At 72.3% G+C, this 13282-nt stretch carries 12 protein-coding genes and 1 pseudogene; 8 read left to right on the forward strand and 5 right to left on the reverse strand.

Going from position 1 to position 13282, the window contains the following annotated elements; translation table 11 throughout:
• The 3 genes and pseudogenes from JF597_RS35535 to JF597_RS35545 all read right to left on the reverse strand — a co-directional run.
• Positions 1-635: pseudogene (locus JF597_RS35535) on the reverse strand (ABC transporter permease); the annotation flags it as partial.
• The gene (locus JF597_RS35540; RefSeq protein WP_294005062.1) at positions 632-1510 is read right to left on the reverse strand and encodes an ABC transporter ATP-binding protein; all 879 of its coding nucleotides are present in this window, start codon (positions 1508-1510) and stop codon (positions 632-634) included. The pseudogene JF597_RS35535 and the gene JF597_RS35540, both read right to left, overlap by 4 nt.
• Positions 1507-1908: a GntR family transcriptional regulator gene (locus JF597_RS35545; protein ID WP_294005065.1), complete on the reverse strand. Its 402-nt coding sequence runs from the start codon at positions 1906-1908 to the stop codon at positions 1507-1509. The genes JF597_RS35540 and JF597_RS35545 overlap by 4 nt, the downstream gene beginning before the upstream one ends.
• Before the next feature lie 111 nt (positions 1909-2019).
• Here JF597_RS35545 and JF597_RS35550 point away from each other — a divergent pair, with 111 nt between their 5' ends.
• The 5 genes from JF597_RS35550 to JF597_RS35570 all read left to right on the forward strand — a co-directional run bounded on the left by JF597_RS35550 (position 2020) and on the right by JF597_RS35570 (position 6115).
• The gene (locus JF597_RS35550; RefSeq protein WP_294005068.1) at positions 2020-2580 is read left to right on the forward strand and encodes an RNA polymerase sigma factor; all 561 of its coding nucleotides are present in this window, start codon (positions 2020-2022) and stop codon (positions 2578-2580) included.
• Positions 2577-3386, forward strand: coding sequence for a zf-HC2 domain-containing protein (locus JF597_RS35555; RefSeq protein ID WP_294005071.1), 810 nt, complete (start codon positions 2577-2579; stop codon positions 3384-3386). Before JF597_RS35550 ends, JF597_RS35555 begins: the two co-directional genes overlap by 4 nt.
• Before the next feature lie 16 nt (positions 3387-3402).
• Positions 3403-4284 carry an ABC transporter ATP-binding protein gene (locus JF597_RS35560; RefSeq protein ID WP_294005072.1) on the forward strand — a complete coding sequence of 294 codons (882 nt, stop codon included), beginning with the start codon at positions 3403-3405 and terminating at the stop codon, positions 4282-4284.
• Positions 4281-5822: an ABC transporter permease gene (locus JF597_RS35565; RefSeq protein WP_294005075.1), complete on the forward strand. Its 1542-nt coding sequence runs from the start codon at positions 4281-4283 to the stop codon at positions 5820-5822. The genes JF597_RS35560 and JF597_RS35565 overlap by 4 nt, the downstream gene beginning before the upstream one ends.
• A 92-nt stretch (positions 5823-5914) precedes the next feature.
• Positions 5915-6115 carry a hypothetical protein gene (locus JF597_RS35570; RefSeq protein ID WP_294005078.1) on the forward strand — a complete coding sequence of 67 codons (201 nt, stop codon included), beginning with the start codon at positions 5915-5917 and terminating at the stop codon, positions 6113-6115.
• A gap of 45 nt (positions 6116-6160) precedes the next feature.
• Here the strand turns inward: JF597_RS35570 and mshD are convergent, their stop codons facing one another.
• Entirely contained in the window at positions 6161-7090 is a 930-nt protein-coding gene (gene mshD / locus JF597_RS35575; protein WP_294005081.1) for a mycothiol synthase, read from the reverse strand.
• Positions 7091-7259: 169 nt separating this feature from the next.
• Here mshD and JF597_RS35580 point away from each other — a divergent pair, with 169 nt between their 5' ends.
• Entirely contained in the window at positions 7260-9056 is a 1797-nt protein-coding gene (locus JF597_RS35580; protein WP_294005084.1) for a bifunctional UDP-sugar hydrolase/5'-nucleotidase, read from the forward strand.
• A 681-nt stretch (positions 9057-9737) separates the two neighbouring features.
• The gene (locus JF597_RS35585) at positions 9738-11528 is read left to right on the forward strand and encodes an ABC transporter ATP-binding protein (RefSeq protein ID WP_294005087.1); all 1791 of its coding nucleotides are present in this window, start codon (positions 9738-9740) and stop codon (positions 11526-11528) included.
• A 65-nt stretch (positions 11529-11593) separates the two neighbouring features.
• On the opposite strand, the gene JF597_RS35590 is transcribed toward JF597_RS35585, so the two are convergent.
• Positions 11594-12331 (reverse strand): PH domain-containing protein, encoded by a 738-nt coding sequence (locus tag JF597_RS35590; RefSeq protein WP_294005090.1) that lies wholly within the window; start codon positions 12329-12331, stop codon positions 11594-11596.
• Positions 12332-12565: 234 nt separating this feature from the next.
• On the opposite strand from JF597_RS35590, the gene JF597_RS35595 reads away from it, so the two are divergent.
• The gene (locus JF597_RS35595) at positions 12566-13213 is read left to right on the forward strand and encodes a Uma2 family endonuclease (RefSeq protein ID WP_294005093.1); all 648 of its coding nucleotides are present in this window, start codon (positions 12566-12568) and stop codon (positions 13211-13213) included.
• Positions 13214-13282: the final 69 nt, after the last annotated feature.

The raw sequence follows: 13282 nt of genomic DNA on the forward strand, positions 1-13282 counted from the left end.
CCGGTCAGGACCAGGGCGAGGCCCAGGGCGGGCAGGGTGCGGCGGGACAGCAGGCCCGTGAGCGCGCCCGCCGCCAGGCCGCACAGGGCCAGGGCGACGAGGGTGGGCCCGTTGGTGTGGAAGGTCGGGACGTCGTACCACTGCTTGGCGGTGTCGATACGGCCGTCGCCCGCGGCCCAGACCAGGTGGTGCAGCCAGACGAGCAGGGCGGTCCCGCCGGCGACGGCCGCGCCCGGTACCGCGAGCCGTACGGTCAGCCAGCGCACGGGGGTGCTGGACTGGGTCCAGGCCAGCCGTGCGGTGCCGGACTCCAGCTCCTTGCCGAACGCGCCACCGGCCCAGGCGGCGGCCAGGAAGGGCACCGCGGCCGCGGCCAGGGTGGCGTAGTTGTACCAGTCCTTGTAGCGCAGGATCGCCTTCTGGTTGTACGTGCACCGCTGCCAGTCGGTGCAGGCGTCGTACTGGCGCCAGGCGTCGGCCGCGGCGTCGGTCAGCGGGCCGTACAGGAGGAGGAGCAGGACGGCGAGGACCAGGGCCAGGCCCGTCCAGACGTACAGCGCGGGGCGGTGCAGGCGCAGCAGCCAGCGGGTGAGGTGGGCCCGGGGGGCCGGCGCGGGTGCGGTCAGGGTGGTCATACGGTGGCCTCCACCGCGGTCAGGGCCGGAGCCTCGGGGTTGCGGAGGTGGGCGAGGACCAGCTCCTCCAGGGAGGGGACGGCGGTGCGCCAGTCCGCGGGCAGCGGGCCCGTCGGGCGGACCAGGGCGCTGAGCTGCCGGCCGGTGGTCCGGGAGTCGACGACGGTGTGCGGGGCGAGGTCGGCGTCGGCGGGGGCGGCGACCCGGGTGTGGGCGGCCAGCAGGTCGTCGATCTCGCCGGCCAGCCGGACCCGGCCGCCGCCGATCAGCAGCAGGTGGTCGCAGGAGTCCTCCAGTTCGGCGACCACGTGCGAGGACATCGCGATGGTGGTGCCGTGCTGGGCGGCCTGCACCATCAGCACGCCCATCAGCTCGTGCCGGGCCAGCGGGTCGAGGTCGGCCATCGGCTCGTCGAGGAGGAGCAGCTCGGGCCGCTTGCCGAGGGCGAGGGCGAGCGCGACCCGGGTGCGCTGGCCGCCGGAGAGGGCGCGGACCCGTGACTTCGGGTCCAGGTCGCCGGCGGCCACGACCTCGTGGGCGGCGGCCGGGTCCCAGCGCCAGGGGTTCAGGTCGGCGCCCATCGCCAGCGTCTCGGCGATCGTGAGCTGCGGGTACAGCGGCTTGTCCTGGGCGACGTAACCGACCCGGCTGCGCGCCTCGGCCGGGGTGGTGCCGAGGACGGCCAGCCCGCCCTCGGTGGCGCCGAGCAGACCGGCGGCGAGGGCGAGGAGCGTGGACTTGCCCGCCCCGTTGGGGCCGACGACGGCGCAGACCCGCCCGGCGGGGAGCCGGAAGGTGCAGTCGCGCAGCGCCCAGCCCCCGCGCCGGCCGAACTGTTTGCCGAGCGCGGACGCCGCTATCGCGGAGTCGGTCATGAACTCTCTCCTTGGAGGTGCATCGCGAAGTGCTGTTCGAGTACGGCGGTGAAGAGTGCGGCCACGTCGTCGCGGTCCAGGCCGGCCGCGCGGGCCCGGGCCGCCCAGTCCGCGAGCTCCCCGTGCAGGGGGGACTCGGCGGCCGGGGAGGTGCCGAGCGAGCGCTTCACGAAGGTGCCGAGGCCGCGCCGGGCCTCGACCAGTCCCTCGCGCTCCAGCTCCCGGTAGGCCTTGAGGACGGTGTTGGGGTTGATGGCGGTGGCCTCGACCACCTCGCGGGCGGTGGGCAGCCTGTCTCCCGGCTGGAGGTGACCCAGGCGCAGGGCCTGCTTGGTCTGCTGGACGATCTGGACGTAGGTGGCGACGCCGGAGCGCCGGTCGATGCGGTACTCGACCACCCGTACAACCACCCTTTCACTAATTGAGTAGTGAAAGGGTGGTGGAAGTGCCGTCCGAATGTCAACCCGGGATCGGTGAACCGATCGGCGGGGCTCGTGCGATGAGGAGACGTGAGCGGAACGAGAAGCGACGGTGAGCTGCTGCGCGCGGTCGCGGCGGATGCGGACCGGCGCGCCTTCGAGGAGCTGTACCGGCGGTACGCGCCGTGGCTGACCGCGCGGCTGCGCGGCCGGTGCGCGGACCCGGCGCTGGTCGACGACGTCGTGCAGGAGACCTTCCTCGCGGTGTGGCGGGGGACCGCCCGGTACCGGGAGACCACCGAGGACGGTGTGAACGCCGACGCCGCCGGGTGGCTGTGGCGCATCGGGTCACGGCGGCTGGTCGACGCGCTGCGCGGCGACGGGGCCCGCGGCCGGCTGCGGCAGGCACTGGCCCGGCTGCGGCACCGGGACGAGGCCTCGGCGGAGGAGCGCGTGCTCGCGGGGGTGGAGCACGGGGACCTCGCCGGGGCCCTGGTCCGGCTCTCGCCCGAACTGCGGGCGGTGCTCCAGGCGACGGTGATCGACGGACTGACCACCCGGGAGGCCGCGGTCCTGCTCGGCATCCCGCCGGGGACGGTCAAGACCCGCGCGATGCGGGCGCGCAAGCAGCTGCGGGAGGAGCTGGCATGACCTGGCATGTGTCTGAAGAGGATCTACGGGCGTACGCGCACGGCGAGTTGGCGCCGCCGGCGCTCTGGTCGGCCGACACCCACGTCGGCTCCTGCGCCGAGTGCAGGGCGGTCCTGGCGTCCGTGTCGGACCCGGTCGCGCTGGACGCCGGCTGGGAGCGCCTGGACGCCGAACTCGACGCCCCACGGCCCGGACCGGGTCAACGGCTCCTGGTCCGCCTCGGCGTCGCCGACCACACCGCACAGCTGCTCACCGCCACTCCGGTGCTGCGCCGCTCCTGGCTGGCCTCGGTGGCGTTCGTGCTGGCGGCGACGGTCCTGGTGGTCCACGCGGTGGACGCCCCGGCCCTGTTCCTGGCCCTCGCCCCGCTGCTCCCGCTCGCCGCGGTGGCGCTGTCCTACGGCCCGGTCCTCGACCCGACGTACGAGATGGCCGCGGTCGCGCCGACGCACGGCTTCCGGCTGCTGATGATCCGTACCGTGGCCGCGCTGACCGCCTCCCTCGGCCTCAACTGCCTGGCCGCGCTGGCCCTGCCCGGCTACGGCCTGCTCGCCTTCGGCTGGCTGCTGCCCGCCCTCGCGCTCACCGCGGCAGGCCTCGCCCTCTCCGCCCGGCTCGGCCCGCTGGCCGGACCCGGACTGGTCGGCGGGGCGTGGACCGCCCTGATGGCGGTGGCGGCGATGCACCCGACGCACACCTCCATCGCCTTCACCACGGCCGGGCAGTCGGCGGCCGCCGCGCTCGCCGCACTGGCGACGCTCCTGCTGCACCAGGTGCGCGACCGCTTCGACGCCAAGCCCTACTGATCGCTGGAGTCCCACGTTGAACACCACTGTCTCCGCCGCCGGCCTCACCGTGCGCTACGGCGGCACCCCGGCGCTCGACGGCGTCACCCTGTCCCTGACGGACGGTGTCACCGGCCTGCTCGGGCCCAACGGTGCCGGGAAGACCACCCTGTTGAAGGTCCTCGCCACCGCCGTACCGCCGGACCGCGGCGCCTTCACCGTGCACGGCGAGGACCCGGCCACCCCGGCCGGGCGGCTCGCGGTCCGGCGCACGCTCGGCTACCTCCCGCAGACCCCCGGCTTCCACCCGGACTTCACGGCCTTCGAGTTCGTGGACTACGTCGCCATCCTCAAGGAGCTCACCGACCGCGGCGGACGCCACCGGGAGGTGCGGCGCGTCCTCGACCAGGTCGGCCTGGCCGACGTACGCGGCAAGCGGATCAAGCGGCTCTCCGGCGGGATGCGGCAGCGGGTCGCGCTGGCCGCCGCGCTCGTCGGCGACCCCCGGTTCCTGGTCCTGGACGAGCCGACGGTCGGACTCGACCCCGAACAGCGCATGCGGTTCCGGGAGCTGGTCGCGGAGGCGGGCGAAGGCCGGACGGTCCTGCTGTCCACCCATCAGACCGAGGACGTGGCGATGCTCTGCAACCGGGTGATCGTGCTGGCCGGCGGCCGGGTCCGCTTCGACGGCACACCGGCGGAACTGACCGCCCACGCGGCCGGACACGTGTGGACCAGCACGGAACGCGCCCCGGGCGTCCGGGCGGGCTGGCGCACCGGCACCGGCACCTTCCGCAACGTCGGCGACCCGCCCACCGGCGCCGACCTGCTCGAACCGACCCTGGAGGACGGCTACCTGCTGGTCCTCGACGCGGAGAACGCGGCGGGCACCGGGGGCACGGAGGTGGCGGCGGCATGACGACGGCACTCGTGAAGGAGCCGGAGACGGCCGGGGGTGAGCCCCGCGAGCGCGACACCGCGTCCGCGTCCGTCTTCGCCCTGGCCGTTTTCGAGGCCCGTCAGCTCCTCCTCCAGATACCGCTGCTGGTCTTCGGCCTGCTGTACCTCGCCTACGTCGGGTACGGCCTGTTCGGTCAGGACGAGGGCATGGACGCCTATCCCGTCCTGCACGACGTGGACCGCTCCACCCAGGGCGGCCCGGAGCTGTTCGCCGTGGCCCTGCTGGTGTGCGTGCACCGGGCGGCTCTTCTCGCCCGGCGGCGCGGCCTGGAGGAGCAGTTCGGGGTGCTGGCGATGTCGCCCGCGCGCCGCTCGCTCGCCCACGCCCTGTCCGCCGTGCCCTTCGCGGTCGGCGTGGCCCTGGTGGTCGACGTCCAGTTCGCCCGGGCGGCGCTGCGGCCGGGCGCGGTCGGCCACGGCTCGGTCTTCGAACTGGCGGTGGCCCCGCTGACCGTCCTGCTCGCCGGTGCGATCGGCGTGCTGCTGGCCCGGGTCCTGCCCCACCCGGCGGCCCCGCTGCTCTTCCTGCTCGCGATCGGGCTCGTCGCCAGTCTGCTGTCCCGCGGCTCGGGCACGCACGGCGTGGACTGGCTGTGGCCGGCGGTGCTGCAGAACGGCGGCACCCCGGTCCCCGACGAACTGCTGGGCCGCCCGGCGGGCTGGCACGCGCTCTACCTGCTGGGGCTCACGGCGCTGGCGGTGTGCGCGGCGATGCTGGTGGCCGGCGGCCGGTCGCGGCTCCTGAAGGCGGCGGCGGCCGTGGCCCTGGCGGCGGCGGTGGCCGGCGTGGCCGGGCAGACAGCGGGGGACTCCACGGGTCTGCAGGCCGAGCGGAAGGCGGAGGCGGACCACCCGGCGAAGTTCCAGACGTGCGTCGAGCGGGCCGGCTCCCGGTACTGCGCGTACCCGGACTGGAAGGGCTGGACCGTCGACTGGGCCGGAGTCGTCCGGCGCGTCCGGTCCGAGGCGGGCGGCGAGCAGGCCACCACCCACCTCACCGTCCGCCAGCGCATCCAGGAGATCACCGACCTCACCACGGACGCCACCCTCCCGACGAGCTCCACCCCCGGCACGGTCACCGTCGGCACCCAGTGGGGCGGCAACCGGGTCCCCGAGTTCGCGGTCGGGGTCGCCCGGGTCCTGGTCGCCGGCAACGAGCAGGCCTCCGTCGAGATGTGCGACGCCCGCCCGGTCACCACCATGTGGCTCGCCCTGGCCACCGACCCCACCCCCGAGGACACCTTCCGCCACCTCCGCATCGACGACAGCCTCGCCGGCTCGGCCGCGGTCCTCACCCCGGACGGCGGCACCATGTCCGTCTCGGCCCAGCAGACCGAGGTCGTCCGGGAACTGTTCCGCGAGCCGCACGACACGGTGGCGGCCCGGGTGAAGTCCCACTGGCAGCAGCTGACCTCACCGCACACGACCACGACCGAGGCGGCTCGCCTGCTCGGCGTGCGGGTGCCGAAGGGCCCGGACGACTGCCGGGAGGGCTGACGGCGACTGCCCGGCGGGCTGACGCGGGCATGATGGAGGCGACAGGCGGCAGGCGGCAGGCGGCCGCTGCCGGGGTCGATGAGGAGACAGACGTGGACAACCCCTTCCGTGACGGGGGATCGGCCGAAAGGGCGATGCCCTGGCTGTCGGCCGCCGTCGTCCTCGTCCTCGCCGCGGCCACCCTGGCCGGCGGTGCCGGGCCCCTCGTCAAGGTGCTCGCCGCGGCGGTCGCCGTCGCCGTGCTCGGCAGGTCCGCCTACCTGGTCAACCGCAGGCGGCCACCGCACCGGTGAGGGTCCCTCAGGCCCCGGTCATCGCGACCCCCGTCCTCCTCCCCGTCACGTCTCCGTCCGGTACATCAGGTCCGTCTCGTGCGTCACGAAGCCCAGCCGCTCGTAGACCGCGACCGCCGCCGTGTTGTCGGCGTCGACGTACAGCATCGCCGTCGGCAGGCCGCGCTCGGCCAGGTACCGCAGCCCGATCGTCGTGAGGGACTTGCCGAGGCCGCCGCCCTGGGCGGTGGGGGAGACGCCGAGGACGTAGACCTCGCCGAGGCGCTCCGCCTCGTGGACCTTGGTCCAGTGGAAGCCGAGGAGTTCGCCGTCGCGCTCCGCGAGGAAGAAGCCGGCCGGATCGAACCAGGGCTGGCCCTTGCGGTCGTCCAGGTCGCGCTGGGTGAGCGAGCCCTGTTCCGGGTGGTGGGCGAAGGCGGCCGCGTTGACGGCGAGCCAGGCCGCGTCGTCCCGGCCGGGGACGAAGGTGCGGACGGTGACGCCCTCGGGCAGCTTCGGGTCCGGCAGGTCCAGGGCGGTCAACGGGCGGCGCATCTGGCGCAGTTCGCGGAACAGGGTGAGACCGAGGACCTGCGCGAGGTGGCGGGCCGCCGAGTGGCCGCCGTGCGCCCAGACCCGCAGCCGTTTGCCGGACGCGGCCAGCAGCGCGGCGCCCAGCGCACGGCCGTGGCCGTGGCCCCGGTGGGCCGGGCGCACGACCAGCTCCGCGGCCGGCGCCTCCACCGGGTCGGTGTCCTCCAGCTGGGCGTAGCCGACGAGTTCGTCGCCGGCCGAGAGGAGCAGGTGGGAGACGCCCTCCCGGGCGCCGCCGCTCAGCTGCAGGCGGCCCTGCTCGGACACCGGCTGCTGGCCGTCGGACCGTGCGGCCTCCGCCAGCAGTTCCCGTACGGCCTCGGCCTGATCCGGGGTGAGCGCGGAGTAGGTGTCGATGGAGCGGGAGTACATGGGCGGCCGTGCGGTGTCGTCGCTGGTCATGCGTACGAGGGTACGGGGCAGGATCGGCAAAGTGCGGACACCGGAGGAAGGTAAAGGGCAGGGCAACCGGAAACCAAGATGTAACCATGAAGCCCCTGTTGCGCTACGCGCGTTGACCCTAGGCTGCGCCGGACCGGGCCACTTCTCGGCAGACCCACAGGGGGGTCCCATGCAAGCCAAGTCCAGACCGTCCAGACGGCGTTCCCACGCACTGCTCGCGTCGGCCGCGGGGCTCGCCGCCGTCGCGGCCCTGGCGGGCGCGCTGCCCGCCGACGCGCACTCCGGCACGGGCCACGGCCACCACGGCCCGAGCCGCTACCAGGACGTCCAGCTGCTCTCCTTCAACGACCTGCACGGCAACCTGGAGCCGCCGTCCGGCTCCTCGGGCCGGGTCACCGAGACCCAGGCCGACGGGACGACCAAGACGATCGACGCCGGTGGTGTCGAGTACCTCGCGACCCACCTGCGGCAGGCCCGCAAGGGCAAGGAGTACTCCGTCACCGCCGCCGGCGGCGACATGGTGGGCGCCTCCCCGCTCATCTCCGGTCTCTTCCACGACGAGCCGACCATCGAGGCGCTCAACAAGCTCGACCTGGACGTGACGACGGTCGGCAACCACGAGTTCGACGAGGGCGCGAAGGAACTGGCCCGCCTCCAGAACGGCGGCTGCCACCCCACCGACGGCTGCTACACGGACAAGAAGTTCAAGGGCGCCGACTTCCCTTACCTGGCGGCCAACGTCCTCGACGAGAAGACGGACAAGCCGATCCTCAAGCCGTACTGGGTCTGGAAGAAGAAGGACGTCAGGATCGGCTTCATCGGCGTCACCCTGGAGGGCACGCCCGGCATCGTCTCCGCCGACGGCGTCAAGGGCCTGGCCTTCAAGGACGAGGTCGAGACCATCAACAAGTACGCCAAGGTGCTCCAGCGCCAGGGTGTCCAGTCGATCGTGGCGCTGGTCCACGAGGGCGGCTTCCCGGCCTCGTCCACCTACAACTACGACTGCGACTCCGCGGGCGCCGGCAGCGGCATCTCGGGCCCGATCGTCGATATCGCGAAGAACGTGACCCCGGCCGTGGACGCGCTGGTCACCGGCCACACCCACACCGCGTACGTCTGCACCGTCGACGACCCGGCCGGCAACCCCCGGATGGTCACTTCGGCCGCCTCCTTCGGCCGCCTCTACACCGACACCACGCTGACCTACGACCGCCGCACCGGCGACATCGCGCGTACGGCCGTGAAGTCGGCGAACCACGTGGTCACCCGGGACGTCGCCAAGGCGCCCGACATGACCGAGCTGATCGGCAGGTGGAACACCCTCGCCGCCCCGATCGGCAACCGCGCCATCGGCTACATCTCCGCCGACGTCAACAACACCGGCACCGAGTCCCCGATGGGCGACCTGATCGCCGACGCCCAGTTCGCCTACGGCAAGGAGCTGGACCCGGAGACCGACCTCGCGCTGATGAACCCGGGCGGGGTACGGGCCGGGCTGACGTACGTGGCGAAGGGGAGTGAGGGCGACGGCGTCGTGACGTACGCCGAGGGCTTCACGGTCCAGCCCTTCGCCAACACCGTGAACCTCCAGGACTTCACCGGGGCCCAGCTGATCCAGGTGCTCAAGGAGCAGGTGAGCGGTACCAACGCGGCCGCTCCGAAGATCCTGCTGCCGTCCAAGGGGCTCACCTACACGCTGGACCTGACGAAGACAGGCGCGGACCGTGTCGTCGCCGATTCCGTGAAGCTGAACGGCACGGCCGTGGACCCGGCCGCCACCTACCGCGTCGCCACCAACTCCTTCCTCGCGGGCGGCGGCGACGGCTTCACCACCCTCGGCCAGGGCACCGACGACGTCGTCGGCACCGACGACCTCTCCGCCCTCGCCCAGTACCTGACGGCCAACTCCTCGGCCACGAGCCCGCTCGCGCCGCCGGCCACGAACCGCATCACGATCGTCCAGTAGCACCCGCTTCCGCCCCACCCAGGGCCCGGTACGCACACCCGTGCGCACCGGGCCCTTTCTGTTGCATCTGCTGGATAAAACCTATGTGAGGCGGTGAACGGTTCCCAGTTGCTCCTGAAATTTCATCTCAGCCGCAATTCATCGAGGTCTAACTGAAAATGGCTTTCTCCGGCTCTTGGGTCGCGTAATGTTTTCCATGTCGAAAGCGAACGGCGCGGACGACAGAACGAAGGAGAAGGACATGAGCTTCCACAAGATCGTCCCCGTCAAGAAGCACCGCAAGCCCGCCCCGGCCCCGAAGAAGCCCGCGCCGAAGAAGCCCGATCCGAAGCGCCGCCCGGTCGGCGACGAGCGCTGACAAAGCATTTACAGAGTAATTCAAATCAATTCACAGGTTGTTGCAGCTGGCCAGTAGAAAAACTGTTGCAGAACCACGACACACGTCGTCAGAGAGAGGAACAGCACCATGAGCTTCCACAAGATCGTCCCCGTCAAGAAGCACCGCAAGCCCGCCCCGGCCCCGAAGAAGCCCGCGCCGAAGAAGCCGGAGCCGAAGCGCCCCGTCGGCGACAGGCACTGACGTACGCAGCGAGGCGGGGTCACCGGTTACGCGTGGTCGCACCGGTGGCCCCGCCTCGGCCATGTCCGTACCGACCCCGTCCCCGAAGGGAGTTGTAGACCATGAGAGAGGCCCGTTCGGCCTTCCGCCGCTTCTGGCCGCTGACCCGCGGCGACCGCAGGTGGCTGTGGATGATCATCGCGTGTGTCGTGGTGTCCGCACTCGCCGAGACCGCCGCGATCCTGCTCTTCGCCGACCTCACCGACAACGCCCTCCAGGCCGGTTCGCTCGCCGCCTTCTGGGGCCCGGCCGGTGCCTGGCTGCTGGTCGCCGCGGTGGGCGCGTTCGTCGGCTACCTCGGCAACTCGCTGGCCACCTGGACCGCGGAGAGATTCGTCCTGCGGCTGCGCGCCAAGGTCTTCCGGCACGTCCAGGACCTGCCCCCGCACTTCTTCCAGAAGCACCGCCAGGGCGACCTGGTGGAACGCCTCACCGGGGACGTCGAGGCCATCGAGCAGATGGTCGTCTCCGGTGTCGTCGGCACCGTCGCCGCCGCCTTCTCCGCCGTCTTCTACGCGGCCGCCGCCTTCTGGCTGCGCTGGGACCTGGCCCTGGCCACCTTCGTCCTCGCCCCCCTCTTCCTCTTCGCCGCCCGCCGCTTCTCCGGCCGGATCAGGACCGCCTCCCAGGACGAGCGGGTCGCCGACGGCGCGATCACCTCCGTGGTGGAGGAGTCCCTCGGCAACGTCGTCCTCACCCAGGCGTACAACCGCCGCCGGGACGAGGAGAAGCGCCTGGACGTCGAGGCCCGCGCCTGGATGCGGGCGAGCGTGCGCGGCGCCCGCCTCAGCGAGATGTACGCCCAGTTCGTCGAGGTCGTCGAGACCCTCTGCGTACTCGCCGTGATCGGCCTGGGCGTCTGGGAGATCTCCGCAGACCGCATGACCCTCGGCGAACTCCTCGCCTTCGCGGCCTTCCTCGGCTACCTCTACCCGCCGGTGCGCAACCTCGGCCAGCTCGGCCTCACCCTCACCGCGGCCACCGCGGGCGCGGAGCGCATCGGCGAGATCCTGGACGCCGAACCCGCCGTCACCGACCCCGCCCGGCCCGTCGGCCCCTGGCCGGTCCGCGGCTGGGTCAGCTTCCACAACGTCTCCTTCCGCTACCCCGAGTCCCCCCGCGCCTCCCTCCGCGACGTCGACTTCGCCGCCGGCCCCGGCGAACTGGTCCTGGTCACCGGCAAGAGCGGCGCCGGCAAGTCCACCCTCTCCAAGCTGCTCACCCGCTTCTACGACCCCTCGGCCGGCGTGATCTGCCTGGACGGCGTCCCGCTCACCGACGTACCCCTGGAGTTCCTCCGCGAGAACGTCGCCCTGCTCCCGCAGCAGACGCTGATCCTCAACGGCACGGTCCGCGAGAACATCGAGTGCGGCCGCCCCGGCGCGACGGACACCGAGATCGAACAGGCGGCACGGGACGCGGCCGCCCACGACTTCGTCACCGCCCTGCCCGAGGGCTACGACACCCACATCGCCCCCGGCACGGCCGCCCTCTCCGGCGGTCAGCTCCAGCGGATCGCCATCGCCCGCGCGATGCTCCGCGCCGCCCCGGTCCTCGTCCTCGACGAGCCGACGGCGGGCCTGGACGCGATCGCCGCCCGCCAGGTGGTGGCTCCGCTCCGCAGACTCATGGCGGGCCGTACGACCATCATGATCACGCACGACCTCACCCTCGCCCCCGACGCCGACCGCATCCTGGTCGTCGACCGCGGCCGCCTGGTGGAGGCCGGCACCCACGCCGAACTCCTCGCCCGGGGCGGCGCCTACGCCACCCTGGCGCACCCGCTCCCCGAGGCGATCGCGGCGGAGTCGGCGGCGCCGGTCCCGGACGAGACGATGATCCTCAGGTGGTAGCAGCGGCCCGATCCCGTCCCACACGGCCGCGTCTGTGACGGGGCTGGGGGTGGGATGTGGATGGGCTACGGCTGCCGGGCCGGGGAGCTCGGCGGCCGGGTGCCCCAGTACCGGTCGAGTACGAGGGCGAGGGCGGCGCCGGAGGCCAGGGGCACGCAGACGAAGAGCACGAACGGATGGTCCGGACGCCCCACCGCGATCAGCGCGACGTCGAGCACGAACATGAGGCAGAAGACCGCGATGGCGCCGTACGCCCCCCACGTCCAGGCCTTCCGCCGCGCGGCCCCGCGCAGGATCAGCTCCTCGACGTCCGGACGGCGCTCCCAGGTGAGGCTGCGCAGCGGGGCCGCGGCCAGACACAACTCCGCGACCTCGGCGTAGGGGTCGTCCAGCTGCCAGTCGTTGAGGTGCCACAGCAGGAAGCGGCGGCCCTGGAAGTCGTACAGGTAGGTGAGCCACCGCGGGGCCGCCCGGCCGGAACCGCGCGGCGCCTGCTCCACCCGGATGTCGTACACCTCCGACCAGGCCCAGGTCCGCGCCCGCACCGGCCCCTGCGCGGTGATCCCGGCGGCCGTGACCCTGGTGTGCGCCCGGAACTGCTCCAGCGCGATCCGCACGATCGCCAGGACCATCACCAGCGCGAAGACCGGCGGCCCCCACCAGTCCCTACCGCTGCCCCCGTCGGCGGAGACCCGGTTGGTCTGGACGAATGCGTTCACCAGCAGCAGCCCCAGAAGCAGGAGCTGCGTCCGGGGCTGCTTCCGCCGCTTCCGGTACTCCCTTTCGACTCCACCCTCGTCCACGATCCGAACCCCTCCCCATACGCACCGAACGGGTGCGCGACTGGGGAGAGGATATGGCGGCTGCCTGAGGCGTCAGGAGGCGGTTCGGGCCGGCTATCGGCGGACCGTTCCGTCATCGCTCGAACGGGTGGTCTGGAGTCATATCGCCAGGTCACCGGTGTCGTCCTACCTACCGTGATCGCGTTGCTTGTGCCGCAGGCACGCCCAGCCCACACTTGATGAGGAGGTGCCACCTTGACCGCTCTCGCACATGAGAGGCCCGAGACCATGTCCGAGGCTTCGGCTGACATCGTGAACGTACCCGACCTGGACGAGGTCCTGTGGCAGGCATGGAAGGCCATGGAACTCCCCGAGGGCTACCGCGCTGAGATCATCGAGGGAGCCATCGAGGTGTCGCCGACCGGACGTCTTACCCACGCCCAGATCACGAACCGTCTGCGGCGGGCACTGGACAAGTTCCTGGACGGGGGCGAGTACGCCTGCCACCAGGACACCAACCTGATCCACAAGCGGAAGGGCTGGATCCCGGACGCGCTCGTCGCTCCGGAAGACCTGGAGGCGCATGCCGACGAGGAAGGGCTGGGAGTGGAGGCCTCCGCCGTCTATGTGGTTGTCGAAGTCGTCTCCCCGGGCAAGCGCAACCAGGACCGCGACCGCATCCGCAAGCGCCGCGAGTACGCCCGTGCAGGTATCCCGGTGTACGTGATCATCGACGACTACGACGGCCAGGGCGCCGTCACCCTCTTCACCGGCCCCCGCCCGGAGAAGGCCGACTGGGAGGACATCCACCGCGTCCCTTACGGCACCGAGGTCACCGTTCCCGAAGGTCCCGCCAAGGGGTTCGTGATCGGGGAGGCGATCACGGGGCCGAAGCGCGGGTGAGTGCCACGAACGGGTGAAGCCGATGGAAGAAGGCTCGAATCGGTTTCATAGAGTGGCTATGGTGAGTTC

Origin of the sequence: Streptomyces sp. (assembly GCF_019510245.1) — a bacterium.
In the GTDB taxonomy this organism is placed as follows: Bacteria; Actinomycetota; Actinomycetes; order Streptomycetales; family Streptomycetaceae; genus Streptomyces.